Raw genomic sequence first — 16,755 nt, forward strand, 5'->3', positions numbered from 1 at the left:
GAACCGGCGTTCTTCACTGCATCGGGTTGGCACAGATCGGGGGATCGGCCAGGTGCATCAAGCCTTCCTTAAATCGGATGCACTACGCTTGTCGGCGGTTTGTATTGCGTACGGATGGGTAACATGAAGTTTCGCCTGGCAACTGGCATGAGCATACTTGGCCTGCTGTTGAGCTGCGGCACCGCGCTTGCGGGCACGCTCGAAGGGCCATTGCAGATCATCGTGTCGAAGGATCTGCAGGAACTGAAGATCTACGATGGCGGCGTGGTCGTCGCGACCTCGCACGTTTCCACCGGCAAGGCCGGCCATTCGACACCGAGCGGCATCTTCTCGATCATCGAGAAGAAGCGTACGCATTTCTCCAACATCTATGACAACGCGCCGATGCCGTTCATGCAGCGCCTCACCTGGTCGGGTATCGCGCTGCATGCCTCCAACAGCGTGCCGTCTTATCCCGCCTCGCATGGCTGCGTGCGCCTGCCGAACGATTTTGCCAAGACGCTGTTCAGCGTGACGCGGCGCGGCGGCCATGTGCTGATCACCGACCGCGAGATCGTGCCACAGGCAATCGTGCATGCGGCGCTGTTCAAGCCCGTCGTCGTTGTGCCGGATACGCCGCTTCTCTCCCAGGCGGGGCTGCGGCCCGGCCTGATCGAGGCCGGCGACAAGGCCGTCGAGGTCGCGATGACCGATCCGAAGCCGGAAATCCTCACGCCGGCGGTGCAGAAGACCGAGCAGGACCCGATCCGCATCCTCGTCACCCGTCGGGGCGACCGCGAGATGATGATCGACCTGCAATCGTTGCTGACGTCGCTCGGCTATGACGCCGGCCTGCCGGACGGCCTGCATGGCAAGCAGACCGTGATCGCCATCCGCGCCTTCCAGCTCGCCGAAGGGCTCAAGGAAGATGGCATGGTGACGCCGGAACTCGTGGCCGCCATCTATGCCAAGGCCGGCAAGGGCGCGCCGCCGAACGGCCAGATCCTCGTTCGGCAGAAGTTCAAGCCGCTGGTCGAGGCTGCCATCACCATCCGCAACCCGGAAGTGGCGCTCGGCACGCATTTCCTGCTCGCCCGCGACGTGGACAGCGACAAGGGCAAGGCGGACTGGTTCGGCGTCAGTGTCGACAACCAGCTTTCCACCGCGACCATGAAGCGCCTCGGCATCACCGTGGAGGCGGACGCAACGCAACCGGACGCGCTGACGAAGACGCTCGACCGGCTGGACATTCCCGCCGACACCCGCCTTCGTATTTCCGAACTGATGGGCGAAGGCGCCTCGCTCTCGATCTCCGACACCGGACTTGGCCCGGAAACCGGCGACGGTACGGACTTCATCACCGTGACCCGAAAGGTGCAGAAGGCGGACGCTGGTCCTGCCGAGGGTGGCAAGAAATCCAAGAAAAAGAAGAAGTCCTCCGTTACGGTCATCAACTGATCGGCTTCGCGATCCGTCATCACGGCCACCCGCCATCCGGCAGGGTGGCCTTTTCATTTCACCACTCGCCGATGCACCGCAGCCGCTCGTCAGAATCCTCATCGGTCATTGCCATCAGGGATTCTTGTCCCGCTGCGCGCAGACGTTTGATCGTCGCTGCGGCCCGCATAGGCATCGGCAAGGGCGGTCGCTCGGCTACATTGCTCGGTTGGAAAGGGCATGGTTTGCGTTGTGGCGCATAGGCCTCCTGCAGGTCCGCGCAAAGATAACGATCCACAGGCCGGCACGCGGCAGGAGGATCATTCCCCTCGGTCAGAACCATCAGCGCTTCGATACGTCCTCCAGGGCAGGATCGAAGAGCGAGCCATAACGCGACCACCATCGCCCGGATTTGACGACGCCCGCGAACAAGATCACCCCTTTGCGCAATAGGTGCGCCCGTCAGGCGGGCTTCGCCAGCAGGCCGCCCGCAAAGGCCCGGAACGCTTCGATGGCCTTCGGCAACACATCCTCTGGACGATCGCTCGCAGCAATCCAAAGTGCCGCGTTCAGCGCGGTACCGCTGAGCAACCTAGCGGCCGCTTCGGCATCGACCGGCTTCATGACACCCGTCACGATCAGCCGCTCCACCTTTGTCCGCGTCACCTGCAGGCAATGGCTCTGGCTCGGCCATTGCGAGGGATCACCCAGCACGGCAGGCCCATCGAGCAGGACGATCCGCTGCACCTCCGGGTCGAGCGCCATTTCGATATAGGCGATGCCTTCGGCCAGAAGGGCGTTCCAGTCGCCCGCCGCACGTTCACCGATATCCTTGGCACGGCATGCCATTTCCGTATCGATCTGATGGACGACGGCGGCGAGAAGTCCGCGCTTGTCGCCGAAATTGTGATAGAGCGCGCCGCGCGTCAGGCCGACCGCAGCCGTCAGGTCATCCATGGAGGCCGCGGCATAGCCCTTTTCGGCGAAGGCCTTGCGCGCCGCACCGATCAGTTTTGCGCGGTTTTCCTCCATCAGCGCGATACGCTTGTTCACTCGCAAAACTCCATTTTTCATATACGTATCGTATATGAACTTGACATCGAGACCTTCGGCGACCAATTTAATATACGCAACGTATATGAAATTGCGGCTATCGTGAAGCTCCGCGCCGCTCAACAGAGAAGAGAGCCCCCATGCCCCAGCGCCAAGCGATTTTTCCAGCAAACAGGCACGCCCTCTATGAGGACCACGGCTATTCGGCAGCCATCCGCTCCGGCGATCTCCTGTTCGTCTCCGGGCAAGTCGGAAGCCGCAGCGATGGCACGCCGGAACCGGATTTCGAAAACCAGGTACGCCTCGCCTTCCAAAACCTTCAGGCGACCCTCGCCGCTGCCGGCTGCACCTTCGACGACATCGTCGATGTGACGACCTTCCATACGGATCCCGAAAACCAGTTCGGCGCGATCATGGCCGTCAAGCAGGAGGTGTTCAGCACGCAGCCCTACCCCAACTGGACGGCCATCGGCGTGAACTGGCTTGCCGGCTTCGATTTCGAAATCAAGGTGATCGCCCGCATTCCGGCCGCCACCTGACGAGGTCGCCGCAGCCCCCCTGGGTCTTGTGGCAAACTCCCGCGCCTATACCAGTTCCACATCCAGCACGCCCGGCGCCGAACGAAGGGCGGCGGCGATTTCGGGGGAGATGCGGAAGCGTTCGTTCAGTTCCACCTCGATCTCGCGCTGTCCGTTGTCCTTGATGACGATGAAGGAGACCAGACCGTCGCCCTTCGTGTTGAGATGGGCGGCGATGGAGCGCAGCGGGCCTGAATCGCGGACGTAGACGCGCAACGCCTTTTGCGTCTGAAGCGCCTCTTCTTCCAGCGAGCGCAATGTCTGGATACGCAGTCCGATACCCTCGGGGCGTTCTTCCGCCTGGACGGTCATGACCAGCGATTTGCCGGGCTCCAAGAGGTCGCGGTACTGGTTGAGCATTTCGGAAAACAGCACGGCCTCGAACTGGCCGGACGAATCCGAGAAGGCGACGATGCCCATCTTGTTGCCGGTGCGGGTCTTGCGCTCCTGCTTGGAGGTGACCGTGCCGGCAAGGCGACCGGCCGTCGCGCCGCGCTTCACGGCGGCGGCGAAATCGCCAAACGTCTGCACCCGCATCTTCGCCAGAAGCGGCGCATAGGTATCGAGCGGGTGGGCCGAGAGGTAGAAGCCGAGCACCAGGAACTCGCGGTGCAGCTTTTCCGACGCGAGCCAGGGCGTGTAGGAGGGCAGCGTGATGACCTCCGGGCCGGTCGCAGCCCCCATGCCGAAAATGTCGCCCTGCCCGCTCGTCTTGTTCTCCTGCGCGCGCTGGGCAGCGCCCAGCAGCCGGTCCAGGCCGGCGATCATGGCGGCGCGGTCATGGCCGAAACAATCGAAGGCGCCGGCGACGGTGAGGCTTTCGAAGACCCGGCGGTTGACGAATTTGGGATCGATGCGCGTGCAAAAATCCTCGAGGCTCTTGAACGGCGTGGTACCGCGCACCTCAACGATATGCTGCACCGCCGCCTCACCGACGCCCTTGATGGCGGCGAGCGCATAATAGATGCGGCTGTCGCCGGTTTCGAAATGCGCAAACGACGTCTGTACCGAAGGCGGGATGACGGCGATGCCGAGACGCCCGGCATCCTGCCGGAAATCGTTCAGCTTGTCGGTGTTGGACATATCGTAGGTCATCGACGCGGCCAGAAACTCGACCGGGTAATGGGCCTTCAGATAGGCCGTCTGGTAAGAGACGATGGCGTAGGCGGCGGCGTGCGACTTGTTGAAGCCGTAGTTCGCGAATTTTGCCAGGAGGTCGAAGATCAGGTCGGACTGCGGCTTCGACACGCCGTTCCTGACGGCGCCGTCGACGAAGCGGGCGCGCTGCTTGTCCATCTCCTCCTTGATCTTCTTGCCCATGGCGCGGCGCAGCAGGTCGGCCTCGCCGAGCGAGTAGCCCGACAGCACCTGGGCGATCTGCATCACCTGCTCCTGGTAGACGATAACGCCCTGGGTCTCCTTGAGCAGATGGTCGATCGTCGGATGGATCGATTCGATCTCCTCCTCGCCATGTTTGCGGGCATTGTAGACCGGGATGTTTTCCATCGGGCCCGGACGATAGAGCGCCACAAGCGCGATGATGTCCTCGATGCAGTCCGGCCGCATGCCGATCAGCGCCTTGCGCATGCCGGCACTTTCAACCTGGAACACGCCGACCGTCTCGCCGCGCGACAGCATCTCGTAGGTGAGCTGATCGTCCAGCGGCAGGCTTTCGAGCTTCACCTCGATGCCGCGCTTGCGGATGAAGTCGACGGCCGTCTTCAGCACCGTCAACGTCTTCAGGCCGAGAAAGTCGAACTTGACGAGGCCGGCCTGTTCCACCCATTTCATGTTGAACTGGGTGACGGGCATGTCGGAGCGCGGATCGCGGTACATCGGCACGAGCTGCGACAGTGGCCGGTCGCCGATCACGATGCCGGCGGCGTGCGTGGAGGCGTGGCGGTAGAGGCCTTCGATCTTCTGGGCGATATCGAGCAGGCGGGCGACGACCGGCTCCTTCTCCGCCTCCTCCTGCAGCTTCGGCTCTTCCTCGATCGCCTTGGAGAGCGGCGTGGGATTGGCCGGATTGTTCGGCACGAGCTTGCAGATCTTGTCGACCTGGCCATAGGGCATTTCCAGCACGCGACCAACATCGCGCAAGGCCGCGCGTGCCTGTAGCGAACCGAAGGTGATGATCTGCGCCACCTGCTCGCGGCCGTATTTCTGCTGCACGTAGCGGATCACCTCTTCACGGCGGTCCTGGCAGAAGTCGATGTCGAAGTCGGGCATCGAGACGCGTTCCGGATTGAGGAAGCGTTCGAAAAGCAACGAGAAGCGCAGTGGATCGACGTCGGTGATGGTGAGGGCATAGGCGACGAGCGAACCTGCGCCCGAACCGCGACCCGGCCCGACGGGAATGTTGTGCTGCTTGGCCCACTTGATGAAGTCGGCAACGATCAGGAAGTAGCCCGGGAACTTCATGCGTTCGATAACGCCGAGTTCGAAATCCAGCCGCTCGCGATAATCCGCTTCCGTATAGCCCGGCGACAGACCGAGCAGCGCCATGCGGCTCTCGAGACCCTCCACGGACTGTCGCCGAAGCTCAGACGATTCGGCGCGCTCCGCCTCCTCCGGATCGTCCGTGGCACCGGTGAAACGCGGCAGGATGGGGCCGCGCGTCTTCAGCACGAAGGAGCAGCGCCGAGCGATCTCGATCGTGTTTTCCAGGGCTTCCGGCAGATCGGCAAAGAGCTTTGCCATATCCTTGCGGCTCTTGAGATAATGGTCCGGCGTCAGACGAAAGCGGTTGTCGTCCGACACCATCGCATTGTGCGCCACCGCCATCAGCGCATCGTGGGCGTCGTAGTCGTCCGGCGACGGGAAAAACGGTTCGTTGGTCGCGACCAGCGGCACATCCTCCGCATAGGCAAGCTCGACCATGCGCCGTTCATGCTGCTTGTCGTAGCGCCCGTGCCGCTGCAATTCGATATAGAGCCGATCGCCAAAAACCTGCTTCAGCGCATGAAGCCGTGCCTTCGCGACGACCGGCTGCCCGGCAAGGTAGGCCATATCGATGGGACCGCCGCGTGCGCCCGTCAGCGCGATCAGCCCGTCCGCCCCCTCTTCCAGCCAACTATAGGCAATGCGAACCGCCTGTCCGCTTTCGCCGCCGAGATAGGCGCGGCTGACCAGCTCGACGAGACGCGCATAGCCCGCATCGCTCGCGGCCAGGACGACGATGGACGGCAGCTTCTGAAGCTGGGTCTGTCCACCGCGCCGCTCGCCCTCGCCTTCGTCTTCCATGTCGATCGAAAGCTGGCAACCGATCAACGGCTGGATGCCGTCGCCGATAGCCTTCTGCGAAAATTCGAGCGCGGCGAACAGATTGTTCGTATCGGTGATGGCGATCGCCGGCTGCTGGTCGGACGTCGCCTTGCCGATGATCTTCTTGATCGGCAAGGCACCTTCGAGCAATGAAAAGGCCGAATGCACCCGCAGATGCACGAATTCTGGCGTCTCAGCGATCGTCCCGCCAACCGTCACTTGAGCCGCTTCCGCCATGTCAAACTTCCTTCCGATCAGAAGAAAGAGCTTAAGCGGATTCGGACCCGTCTCGTCCAGAAGGTTCTTGGTTTTGCACCCGCTTTCCACGCGCCAGCGGCGCGCGGCGGGCAACAATGTTCAAAGAAGAGATGAAAACCGTCAGATTCCAAAGAGCAGGACGGAGAAGCTGGCGACGAACAGCGCCATGGAGGTGAATGCTGCAAAGTCACGAAGAAAATCGGTCATTGTGGCTTCCTTTCCTATTATGTTTTTACTTTGTTCCATTATTGTTCTCATGTCAACCGCTTTCCACAGCCCCTCTGGACCGACGCTGCCGCGCGCAATAAGGTCGCCACAACGCCATGGAGGAAATGAGATGAAGTCGCTTGCCGCTGCCCTTGTGTTTTCGATTGCCCTGCCCGCCGCCGCGATGGCCGCCGACTTTCCGGCAGACCGGATCGTCGCCATGGCAAGTGGCGACTGGAACAAGGACGGCATGGCGGATCTGGCCGTGATCGCGACACCCGGCGACGACAGCGGCGACGATAACGGGCTCTACGTCTATCTTGCCAAGCCCGAGGAAAACCGGTTGACGCTTGCCCTGTCGCTCCCGAATTCCGTTTGGGGCAATCTCACCATGTATGGCCAGGAGCCGGAGGTTGCCGCGCTGGCCAATGGTTCATTCACGCTGACGACAAAGAACGATTCGGTTGGCCGCGACCGCTGGCGCCAGTCGCTCACCGTCGCCTACCGCAATTTCGACTTCATCGTCGCCGGCTACACCTACTCGGCCTATGATACGCTCAATCCCGACGGCGGCGGCGAATGCGACCTCAACGTGCTGACGGGCAAGGGCAAGAGCAGCGGCCGGCCCGTTGCCGGACAGGCACAGTTCGTGCTGCTCAAGGACTGGCAGGACGAGATCGCCCGCTCGATCTGCGGACTGGACAACTGATCTCAGCCGCTCTGGAGACACCCATGCACAAGGAGGTTTGCGATGACCGGTGAGATCAGCATCGAAATGTCTCTGTTCGTCCAACACGGGCGAGAACAGGAGGCGGCAGACTTTTACGTCGCCGCTTTCGGCGCCGAGGTGATCGAGCCATACCGCCTCGATGGCGTGCTGATGGGCTTCGCCATGCGATTCGGCACTGTGCCGGTGGCGGTCGCGGGTTCAAATCCGCGGCGGGAGCAGAACCCGTCCTATGGCGGGCCGTTCTTCCCCAAGGCTGCGGGATCGGTCAGCGCTATTTTCACGCTGAATATTGCCGATATCGAACATGCCGTGCGGCAAGCCTCGCAGGCCGGCGCCGTGATCCGCGATGCGGTGCAGATGGATGTCCTCGGCCGACGCGTGGCCTCGATTTTCGATCCGTTCGGCCATATCTGGGCGCTCGTGGAGCGCAAGGCCGGGCACATCGCGCGCGCGGCCTGAGCGGACGCTGTTACGCCAACTCCTTGACGAGCCCGTCCTCGATCGTCACGCGCCGATCCATCAGGCCGGCAAGCTCGTGGTTGTGGGTCGCGATGAGTGCGGCAAGGCCGGACTGGCGGGCGAGCGCCTCCAGTGCTTCAAAGACATAGCCTGCCGTCTCCGGGTCGAGATTGCCGGTGGGCTCATCGGCGAAGAGCACGAGCGGCGCATTGGCTACCGCGCGGGCGATGGCGACGCGCTGCTGTTCGCCGCCGGACAGTTCCGACGGCCGGTGATCGGCGCGGTGGCCGATGCGCATATAGTCGAGCAACTGGGCGGCGCGTTCACGCGCCTCGGCCTTGGAGAGGCCGCCGATCAGCTGCGGCATCATGATGTTTTCGAGCGCCGTGAATTCCGGCAGCAGATGATGGAACTGGTAGACGAAGCCGATCTCGCCGCGACGGATCGCCGTGCGCTGGTCGTCCGGAAGGCCGGCGCAGGAATGGCCGTTGATGAAGACATCGCCGGCATCGGGCTTTTCGAGCAGGCCGGCGACATGCAGCAGCGTCGACTTGCCGGTGCCCGAGGGCGCCACGAGCGCGACCGTCTCGCCGCTTTTCAGCGTGAAATCCGCTCCCTTGAGGATCGACAGCACGGTCTCGCCCTGGCCGTAGTGCCGTTCGATGCCCTTGAGTTCCAAAGCGACGCGCGCGGTCATGCGTTTGTTCCTATTCGTACCTGAGGGCCTGAACCGGATCGAGCTTGGAGGCACGCCAGGCGGGGAAAATCGTCGCGAGGAAGGAGAGCGCCAGCGCCATCAGAATGACCGAGACCGTCTCGCCGGCATTCATGTCGGCCGGAAGCTGGCTGAGGAAATAGAGTTCCGGGTTGAACAGCGTCGTGCCTGATATCCAGGAGAAGAACTGGCGGATCGACTCGACATTCAGGCAAACGATGACGCCGAGCAGCACGCCGGCAAAGGTGCCGACCGTGCCGATGGCCGCCCCCGTCATGAAGAAGATGCGCATGATGGAGCCCGAGGTCGCGCCCATGGTGCGCAGGATGGCGATGTCGCTGCCCTTGTCCTTCACCAGCATGATGAGGCCGGAGATGATGTTGAGCGCCGCGACGAGCACGATCAGCGTCAGGATCATGAACATGACGTTGCGCTCGACCTGAAGGGCCGAAAAGAAGGTCTGGTTGCGCTGGCGCCAGTCGGTGATGAAAATCTGCCGTTCGGCCGCCGCCTCGATGGGCTGGCGCAGATTGTCGATATCGTCAGGATTGGAGACGAAAAGCTCTATCGACTGCACGACCCCTTCGGAGTTGAAGTAGAGCTGCGCTTCTTCCAGGGGCATGTAGATGATCGAGGAGTCGTATTCCGACATGCCGATCTCGAAGATCGCCGAGACCGTATAGGTTTTCACACGCGGATTGACACCAAGCGGCGTCACGTCGCCTTCCGGCGCCACGAGCGTGATCTGACCGCCGGCACTGAGGCCGAGCTGTTCGGCCATGCGCGAACCGATAGCGACGCCGGCACCCGAGGCGAAGCCGACAAGGTCGCCTTCCTTGATATGGTCGGAGACGGACTTCATCTTCGCAAGGTCATCGGCGCGGATGCCGCGCACCAGGGCACCTGTTCCGCCGCCGGCCGTCCCCTGCGCCAACGTCTGGCCTTCCACGAGCGGGATGGCCATGGTGACGCCGGGAACGGCGGCAAGGCGCTCGGAGAGCTTGGCATAGTCGTTCAGCGGGCTGTCGATCGGCTGGATGATCATGTGCCCGTTGATGCCGAGAATGCGCGAGATCAGTTCGGTGCGGAACCCGTTCATCACCGCCATGACGATGATGAGTGTCGCGACGCCCAGCATGATGCCGATGAAGGAGAAGCCGGCAATGACCGAGATGAAGGCTTCCTTGCGCCGGGAGCGCAGATAACGCCAGGCGACCATCCGCTCGAAAGCGGAGAACGGGCGGCTCTTCTTGAAGGCCTGGGCCTCTGTCGCCCCGCTCGCTGCGTCAGCCATGCTTTCTCCCCAATCCCCCGGCGCCTGCCGGCATCAATTACCAGACGTCAGGCGGTTGATCGCCGCCTCGATGGTCAGCGTCTCGCGTTCGCCGGTCTTGCGATCCTTGATCTCGACTTCGCCATTGGCGACGCCGCGCGGACCGGCGATGACCTGCACCGGGGCGCCGATGAGGTCGGCGGTCGCGAACTTCGCACCGGCGCGCTCGTCCTTGTCGTCATAGAGCACATCGACGCCGGCATTGAGCAGCGCGCCATAGATCGTCTCGCAGGCCGCGTCGCAGGCGGCATCGCCCGATTTCATGTTGATGACGATCGCTTCGAAGGGCGCAACGGCCTTCGGCCAGATGATGCCGTTCTCGTCATGCGAGGCTTCGATGATGGCGGGCACGAGGCGCGTCGGACCGATGCCGTAGGACCCCATATGCACCGTATGCTCCTTGCCGTCGGGGCCCTGAACCTTGGCGCCCATGGCTTCGGAGTATTTCGTGCCGAAATAGAAGATATGGCCGACCTCGATGCCGCGTGCCGACAGGCGTTCGCCCTCCGGGATCGCCTCGAAGGCGGGAGCGTCGTGCATCTCGGAGGTGGCCGCATAGCGCGAGGTCCACTTGTCGAAGATGCCCTTCAGGCCGGCGACGTCCTCGAAGTTGGTGTCCAGGCCGGGAACGTCGAAGTTCAGGAAGTCCTTGTGGCAGAAGACTTCCGACTCGCCCGTCTCGGCCAGGATGATGAATTCATGGCTGAGATCGCCGCCGATCGGGCCGGTATCGGCGCGCATCGGAATGGCGCGCAGGCCCATGCGCGAGAAGGTGCGCAGATAGGCCGCGAACATGCGATTATAGGCATGAACGGCGCCTTCGCGGTTCAGGTCGAAGGAATAGGCGTCCTTCATCAGGAATTCGCGCGAGCGCATGGTGCCGAAGCGCGGGCGGATTTCATCGCGGAACTTGAGCTGGATATGATAGAGGTTGAGCGGCAGGTCCTTGTAGGACTTCACGAACGAACGGAAGACGTCCGTGATCATTTCCTCATTGGTCGGACCATAGAGCATCGGACGCTCCTGACGATCCTTGATGCGCAGCATTTCCTTGCCATAGGCGTCATAGCGACCGCTTTCCTGCCAGAGCTCGGCGGACTGCAGCGTCGGCATCAGCAACTCGACGGCGCCGGAGCGGTTCTGCTCCTCGCGAATGATGGCATTCACCTTGTCGAGAACGCGCTTTCCCAGCGGCAGCCAGGTGTAGATGCCCTGGGACTGTTGCTTGACCATACCCGCACGCAGCATGAGCCGGTGGGAGACGATTTCGGCCTCCTTGGGGTTTTCCTTGAGGATGGGCAGGAAGAAGCGGGAAAGGCGCATATCGGTTTCCGGTGTGACTGATCCGCCCTATTCCGGGAATCGGGCAAAATGACGTTGATTTTCACGCGTTCATAAACGCTTCGCCATCGGAAGGAAACCCGGCTGGATTTGGCCGGCATTCCGACTCGAAGCGCCGTCCACCACACGCGGCGGACCTGCTGAATGTGGCAGAAAAATGGGGGCGCCTATAACGGAAATTGCGCATAAGTTGTCAATCGAAAAATTTTATTCCACTGTAGCAAAAATGCAAAAAAAGCGGATGACAACGCCTAACGTTTGGGCTAGTTTCAGGCCACAAAACAGGCAGGAAGTGCAAATTCCAGCCATTTTCGCGGTCAAGTCTTGGGAGGATCAGATCTTAGGCGCGCGTAGACGCTGCCACCGCACAACGGATAAAGATCACGCGATACCTGCAAAACAAGGCTTTTAGCCTTGTTTTTTTTTGCCTTTTCCCAACCGCACTTTCTCGCCGTCAGGTTTCCCGACTGCATCGGCTCGCCAAAAATGCGCGCGCAAGATCCCTGCGACACTCCGCCTCACGCTACGCGAGGCTGACTCAACGAAAAGACGTGGATTTCAGCTTGCCGGACAAGGCAAACGGGATTGTTCAACAAGCTTTATGACAAAGCGCAAAAGGCAGATTTTTCGCAAAAACCCGGAAGACGGAAATACCTTACCCAGGCGCCTGTGAAGGTCATTAACCTCTGCGGCTGCGATTACTCGTAATCCGGGTAGAATTGCGGAAGGGAATCGAGGCCGTAGCCGAGGCGCACCGAAAGCACGTACCAGGCGCCATAAATCACCGCCGAGACCAGCGTCGTCACCAATAGGATACGGCCGCCTCGGAACCGTGCCGGTGCGCTTTCCACCGTGCCGAGCACCACGTCGTTCGCTTCGCCCTGCGTCTTCAGCCCGAAGGGCAGCACGGCAAAGAGCGTCATCCACCAGACGATGAAATAGACGGCGAAATAAGAAAACACCTGCATGGAAGACCCCTCGTGCGACAGCGGGTCTTTTACGCCGCTTGCTCGCGAAGTTCAAACGGCCGGATGGCGGCTTGCTGTCACACCTGTTCGAGTTCGACAAGCGTGCCCATAAAATCCTTCGGGTGAAGGAAGAGCACCGGCTTGCCGTGCGCGCCGGTCTTGGGGCTGCCATCGCCCAGTACACGCGCACCGCTCGCCACCAGCCGATCGCGGGCGGCTAGGATATCGTCCACCTCGTAGCAGATATGGTGCATCCCGCCGGCCGGCGCCTTTTCGAGGAAGGCCGCGATGGGCGAACCATCGCCCAACGGCTCCAGCAACTCCACCTTGGTGTTCGCCAGCTCGACGAAAACCACCGTCACGCCATGGTCCGGCAGGGCCTGCGGCTTGGAAACCGTCGCGCCCAGCGTATCGCGATAGGTTGCGACGGCAGCGGCAAGATCCGGCACGGCGATGGCGATGTGGTTGACCCGACCCAGCATGAAATCCCCTCTCCTCGTTGCCGCACCGGTAGCACCCGGCGCGGCGGCAAGGAATCAGACTTTCGTCAGGAACACCGTGACGACGGGCTTCTTGCCCCAGATCTCGTTTGCCGTGGAGCGCACGGCGCGGCGCACAGCCTCCCGCACCATCTCGAGATCCTTGCGACGGGCGCGCGGAATGCTTTCAACGGCGCCGAGCACGGCGTCGTAGAGCGTGTCGCCCATGTCCTCGCCCTCGTCGTCGAACTGCGGCAGGCCGAAGGGCTCGACTTCCGGATCGCCCTGGAAGTCGAAACGGCTATCGAGCAGGATGCTGACAGCGACATGGCCGACGAAGGCAAGCTTGCGGCGGTCGCCGATACCCATTTCCTCGTAGTCGCCGATGAGGTTGCCGTCCTTGAAGATGCGGCCGAAGGGCGCGTGATCGACCACTTCGGGCGCACCGGGCGCAAGCTTCAGCACGTCGCCGTTGCGCACGCGCGGCACTTCGGCAATGCCGGATTGTCCAGCAAGCTCGGCGTGTGCCGTCAGGTGCGCGGCCTCGCCGTGCACAGGCACGACTATCTTCGGGCGCGTCCAGCTGTACATCTGTTGCAGTTCGTTCCGGCGCGGGTGGCCGGAAACGTGCACCAGCGCCTCGCTGTCGGTGATGACGTTGATACCCTGTTCGACCAGGCCGTTCTTGATGTCGTTGATCGCCTTCTCATTGCCGGGAATGGCGCGGGAGGAGAAGATGATCGTATCGCCGTCCGTGAAGGCGACGTTGCGCATCTCGTCGCGGGCGATCTTGGCGAGCGCCGCACGCGGCTCGCCCTGGCTGCCCGTCAGGATGACCACGACCTTGTCGCGCGGGATGTAGCCGAATTCGTCTTCCTCGATGAACGGCTTGAGGCCTTCCATCAGGCCGATGTCGCGCGCAACATTCGTCACGCGCTTCATGGAACTGCCGAGCAACAGCACCTCGCGGCCGGCAGCTTCCGCTGCCTGCGCGATGGAACGGATGCGGCCGACATTCGACGAGAAGGTGGTGATGCCCACCCTGCCCTCGGCTGCTTCGATGATCTTCGTCAGGCTTTCCGAAACCTCGCGCTCCGACGGCGAAACGCCATCGCGCAGCGCGTTGGTGCTGTCGCAGATCAGCGCCAGAACACCCTCGTCACCGAGCTTGCGGAACCGGGTTTCGTCCGTCAGGGGACCGAGCGACGGATCGAGATCGATCTTCCAGTCGCCAGTATGAATGACGGTGCCGAGCGGCGTCTTGATCGCAAGCGACATCGGCTCGGGAATGGAGTGGTTGACGCCGATCGCCTCGATTTCGAAGGGGCCGACATTGATACGGTCGCCCTGCTTGAAGATCGTCACAGGAATTTCGACACGGCTGCGCTCGTAGTCGCGCTTGGCCTCCAGCATGCCGGCCGTGAAGGGCGAGGCATAGACCGGCACGTTGAGGCCGGGCCAGAGGTCGTTCAGCGCACCGTAGTGATCTTCATGCGCATGCGTGATGATGATGCCCTTGAGCTTTTCGCGCTCCTTCGCAAGGAAGCGGATGTCGGGCAGCACGAGATCGACGCCCGGCAGGTCCGGTCCCGGGAAGGTGACGCCGCAATCGACCATGATCCACTGGCGGTTGGTCTTCGGGCCATAGCCGTAGAGTGCCAGGTTCATGCCGATTTCGCCGACGCCGCCAAGCGGCAGGAATACCAGTTCGTCTTCTTTTGCCATCGGCTTCAAAAAATCCTATCCAAAAAACACGTCGCCGGCCGCGATCAACCGCGTGCCGCCGTCATCCGTCTCCAGCTTGAGGAGACCTGTATCATCAATTCCGGAAAAGCGCCCGGAAATAGAACAGTCGGGAAGGTTGACCGTTATGTTTTCCCCGATGCCGCCGGCCACCTGTTTCCAGCGTTCCATGATGGCCGCAATGCCGCGTCCGCGGTTCCACAAAGACAGCGCTTCGGCCATCGACTGGAAGAGATGGGCGAAAAGCTCGTCGGGAGAAGCTGAAACTCCGAAATCGCGTAGTGTCGCCACGGGATAGAGCCCGGCATCCGGCGCCACGGACACGTTGATGCCGATGCCGACGACAAGGCCATGCCGGCCATCCGGCAGCGTCTCACCCTCGATCAGAATACCGCAGATCTTGCGGCGCTCGATGAGGATGTCGTTCGGCCATTTGATCAACACTTCAGGTGCGTTGAGCGGCATGACACGGCTGACGGCATCCTGCACGGCGACGGCGACGGCGAGCGGCAGGGAACCCAGCCGTTCCATCGGGGCGGCATCGATCAGCAGAAGCGAAGCATAGAGATTGCCCGGCTCGGAGAACCATGCGCGCCCACGCCGGCCGCGTCCGTCCATCTGGCGATCGGCGGTAATCCAGAGACCGGAAAGCGCGCCCTTTCGGGCGCGCTCCAGGCATTCCGTATTGGTCGAGCCGACTTCGGCGAGCGCCTCGTGCCTGAAGTCGTCGAGCGACAACCGGCCGGCGCTGTCAAACCGGCTCAAAAGAAGGTCCGCGCAGCGGCTTCCGCCGCGTTGCCGATCGGGCCACCGATCAGCACATACCCCAGCACAAAGAGACCGGAGATGCCGAAGACCAGCTTCAGCTCACCCGCCGTACGGGCGAATTCGCCGGTTGCCTCATCGAACCACATCACCTTGATGACGCGCAGATAGTAGTAAGCGCCGACGACCGAGGAGAGAACGCCGATGATGGCCAGCGCATAGAGCTGCGCCTCGATGGCCGCCATGAAGACGAAGTACTTGGCGAAGAAGCCTGCCATCGGCGGGATGCCGGCGAGCGAGAACATCAGGATCGTCAGCACGGTCGCCATGAATGGGTTGGTCGAGGAGAGACCGGCGAGGTCATCGATATTCTCGACATTCTCGCCTTCCTTGCGGCGCATGGCGAGGATGATCGCGAAGGTGCCGAGCGTCATGACCATGTAGATGAGCATGTAGAGCGCAACGCCACGCACGCCGGCCATGGAGCCGGCGGCCAGGCCGACCAGCGCATAGCCCATATGGCCGATCGACGAGTAGGCCATCAGGCGCTTGATGTTCTTCTGGCCGATGGCCGCAAACGAACCGAGCAGCATGGAGGCGATCGAGATGAAGACGATGACCTGCTGCCAGTCGGCGACGACGGGCTGGAAGGCCTCGATGACGATGCGCACCAGCATGGCCATGGCGGCGACCTTCGGGGCCGCGGCGAAAAACGCCGTGACCGGGGTCGGCGCGCCCTCGTAAACATCAGGCGTCCACATGTGGAACGGCACTGCCGAAATCTTGAAGGCGAGACCGGCAAGGATGAACACCAGGCCAAAGACGAGGCCCAGCGAACGACCTTCGGCCGTCAGCGCTGCCGCGATGTCCTGGAAGCCGATATGGCCGGTGAAGCCGTAGACCAGCGACATGCCGTAGAGCAGCATGCCCGACGACAGCGCGCCCAGCACGAAATACTTCAGGCCGGCTTCCGTCGAGCGCAGGCTGTCGCGATTGATCGCGGCGACCACGTAGAGCGCCAGCGACTGGAGTTCCAGCGCGAGATAGAGCGACAGCAGGCTGTTGGCCGAGATCATCAGCAGCATGCCGAGTGTCGACAGCACGATGAGCACCGGAAACTCGAAACGGTCGAGCTGTTCGGAACGGGCGTGGCCGACGGTCATCACCATGGCGGTGATCGAGCCGATGAGCGCCAGTACCTTCATGAACTTGGCAAACGCGTCCGAGACGAAGGCGCCGCCATAGGCCTCACCTTCGCCGGTCGCGAGCACCAGCCAGAGGCCGGCGATGATGAGAACGGCAACGGCAAGGCCGGTGACGGTGGTACCCGAGCGCTCGCCCGAGAACACACCGATCATCAGGAGGACCAGGCCGCCGACGGCGAGAATGATCTCGGGCGTCGAGAGCTGAAGGCTGGCAAGGATTGTATCAGCGGTCATTGTCTGG

At 62.2% G+C, this 16,755-nt stretch carries 14 protein-coding genes; 4 read left to right on the plus strand and 10 right to left on the minus strand.

Going from position 1 to position 16,755, the window contains the following annotated elements; all coding sequences use genetic code 11:
- Nucleotides 1-123 precede the first annotated feature (123 nt).
- Nucleotides 124-1,437 (plus strand): L,D-transpeptidase family protein, encoded by a 1,314-nt coding sequence (locus tag MUO32_RS06020; protein WP_257947328.1) that lies wholly within the window; start codon nt 124-126, stop codon nt 1,435-1,437.
- Between the two features lie 441 nt (nt 1,438-1,878).
- Here MUO32_RS06020 and MUO32_RS06025 read toward each other — a convergent pair whose 3' ends face one another.
- Complete coding sequence (locus MUO32_RS06025; RefSeq protein WP_374708603.1) at nt 1,879-2,490, minus strand: TetR/AcrR family transcriptional regulator; 612 nt, start codon at nt 2,488-2,490, stop codon at nt 1,879-1,881.
- Nucleotides 2,491-2,609: 119 nt separating this feature from the next.
- Between MUO32_RS06025 and MUO32_RS06030 the strand changes: the two genes are divergently transcribed.
- Nucleotides 2,610-3,008, plus strand: coding sequence for a RidA family protein (locus tag MUO32_RS06030; protein WP_257947329.1), 399 nt, complete (start codon nt 2,610-2,612; stop codon nt 3,006-3,008).
- Between the two features lie 45 nt (nt 3,009-3,053).
- Here MUO32_RS06030 and dnaE read toward each other — a convergent pair whose 3' ends face one another.
- Complete coding sequence (gene dnaE / locus MUO32_RS06035; RefSeq protein ID WP_257947330.1) at nt 3,054-6,548, minus strand: DNA polymerase III subunit alpha; 3,495 nt, start codon at nt 6,546-6,548, stop codon at nt 3,054-3,056.
- Nucleotides 6,549-6,906: 358 nt separating this feature from the next.
- Between dnaE and MUO32_RS06040 the strand changes: the two genes are divergently transcribed.
- Both MUO32_RS06040 and MUO32_RS06045 read left to right on the plus strand, forming a co-directional pair.
- Nucleotides 6,907-7,485: a hypothetical protein gene (locus MUO32_RS06040; protein WP_257947331.1), complete on the plus strand. Its 579-nt coding sequence runs from the start codon at nt 6,907-6,909 to the stop codon at nt 7,483-7,485.
- Nucleotides 7,486-7,527: 42 nt separating this feature from the next.
- Nucleotides 7,528-7,965, plus strand: coding sequence for a VOC family protein (locus tag MUO32_RS06045; protein WP_257947332.1), 438 nt, complete (start codon nt 7,528-7,530; stop codon nt 7,963-7,965).
- A gap of 10 nt (nt 7,966-7,975) precedes the next feature.
- On the opposite strand, the gene MUO32_RS06050 is transcribed toward MUO32_RS06045, so the two are convergent.
- The 8 genes from MUO32_RS06050 to nuoN all read right to left on the minus strand — a co-directional run bounded on the left by MUO32_RS06050 (nt 7,976) and on the right by nuoN (nt 16,748).
- On the minus strand, nt 7,976-8,662 hold the full coding sequence (locus MUO32_RS06050; protein ID WP_257947333.1) for an ABC transporter ATP-binding protein: 687 nt from the start codon (nt 8,660-8,662) through the stop codon (nt 7,976-7,978).
- A gap of 10 nt (nt 8,663-8,672) precedes the next feature.
- A complete protein-coding gene (locus MUO32_RS06055; protein ID WP_257947334.1) occupies nt 8,673-9,974 on the minus strand; it encodes a lipoprotein-releasing ABC transporter permease subunit in 1,302 nt (433 codons plus the stop codon).
- Between the two features lie 33 nt (nt 9,975-10,007).
- Complete coding sequence (proS, locus tag MUO32_RS06060) at nt 10,008-11,336, minus strand: proline--tRNA ligase (RefSeq protein WP_257947335.1); 1,329 nt, start codon at nt 11,334-11,336, stop codon at nt 10,008-10,010.
- Between the two features lie 716 nt (nt 11,337-12,052).
- Complete coding sequence (locus tag MUO32_RS06065) at nt 12,053-12,322, minus strand: DUF1467 family protein (protein ID WP_257947336.1); 270 nt, start codon at nt 12,320-12,322, stop codon at nt 12,053-12,055.
- 77 nt (nt 12,323-12,399) lie between these two features.
- Nucleotides 12,400-12,804 carry a methylmalonyl-CoA epimerase gene (gene mce, locus MUO32_RS06070; protein WP_257947337.1) on the minus strand — a complete coding sequence of 135 codons (405 nt, stop codon included), beginning with the start codon at nt 12,802-12,804 and terminating at the stop codon, nt 12,400-12,402.
- 54 nt (nt 12,805-12,858) lie between these two features.
- A complete protein-coding gene (locus MUO32_RS06075) occupies nt 12,859-14,526 on the minus strand; it encodes a ribonuclease J (protein WP_257947338.1) in 1,668 nt (555 codons plus the stop codon).
- Nucleotides 14,527-14,541: 15 nt separating this feature from the next.
- Nucleotides 14,542-15,309: a biotin--[acetyl-CoA-carboxylase] ligase gene (locus tag MUO32_RS06080; RefSeq protein ID WP_257947339.1), complete on the minus strand. Its 768-nt coding sequence runs from the start codon at nt 15,307-15,309 to the stop codon at nt 14,542-14,544.
- Complete coding sequence (gene nuoN / locus MUO32_RS06085; protein ID WP_257947340.1) at nt 15,306-16,748, minus strand: NADH-quinone oxidoreductase subunit NuoN; 1,443 nt, start codon at nt 16,746-16,748, stop codon at nt 15,306-15,308. The genes MUO32_RS06080 and nuoN overlap by 4 nt, the downstream gene beginning before the upstream one ends.
- Between the last annotated feature and the right edge of the window lie 7 nt (nt 16,749-16,755).

The sequence above is a fragment of the Shinella sp. CPCC 101442 genome, from assembly GCF_024704725.1.
Lineage (GTDB): Bacteria > Pseudomonadota > Alphaproteobacteria > Rhizobiales > Rhizobiaceae > Shinella.

Bases quoted from the DNA above. Each gene is read 5' to 3' on its own strand.
- MUO32_RS06075 (WP_257947338.1), bottom strand. From the start codon at position 14,526: ATGGCAAAAGAAGACGAACTGGTATTCCTGCCGCTTGGCGGCGTCGGC.
- mce (WP_257947337.1), bottom strand. From the start codon at position 12,804: ATGCTGGGTCGGGTCAACCACATCGCCATCGCCGTGCCGGATCTTGCC.
- MUO32_RS06055 (WP_257947334.1), bottom strand. From the start codon at position 9,974: ATGGCTGACGCAGCGAGCGGGGCGACAGAGGCCCAGGCCTTCAAGAAG.
- MUO32_RS06065 (WP_257947336.1), bottom strand. From the start codon at position 12,322: ATGCAGGTGTTTTCTTATTTCGCCGTCTATTTCATCGTCTGGTGGATG.
- MUO32_RS06040 (WP_257947331.1), top strand. From the start codon at position 6,907: ATGAAGTCGCTTGCCGCTGCCCTTGTGTTTTCGATTGCCCTGCCCGCC.
- MUO32_RS06045 (WP_257947332.1), top strand. From the start codon at position 7,528: ATGACCGGTGAGATCAGCATCGAAATGTCTCTGTTCGTCCAACACGGG.
- MUO32_RS06030 (WP_257947329.1), top strand. From the start codon at position 2,610: ATGCCCCAGCGCCAAGCGATTTTTCCAGCAAACAGGCACGCCCTCTAT.
- proS (WP_257947335.1), bottom strand. From the start codon at position 11,336: ATGCGCCTTTCCCGCTTCTTCCTGCCCATCCTCAAGGAAAACCCCAAG.
- MUO32_RS06050 (WP_257947333.1), bottom strand. From the start codon at position 8,662: ATGACCGCGCGCGTCGCTTTGGAACTCAAGGGCATCGAACGGCACTAC.
- MUO32_RS06020 (WP_257947328.1), top strand. From the start codon at position 124: ATGAAGTTTCGCCTGGCAACTGGCATGAGCATACTTGGCCTGCTGTTG.
- dnaE (WP_257947330.1), bottom strand. From the start codon at position 6,548: ATGGCGGAAGCGGCTCAAGTGACGGTTGGCGGGACGATCGCTGAGACG.
- nuoN (WP_257947340.1), bottom strand. From the start codon at position 16,748: ATGACCGCTGATACAATCCTTGCCAGCCTTCAGCTCTCGACGCCCGAG.
- MUO32_RS06025 (WP_374708603.1), bottom strand. From the start codon at position 2,490: ATGAAAAATGGAGTTTTGCGAGTGAACAAGCGTATCGCGCTGATGGAG.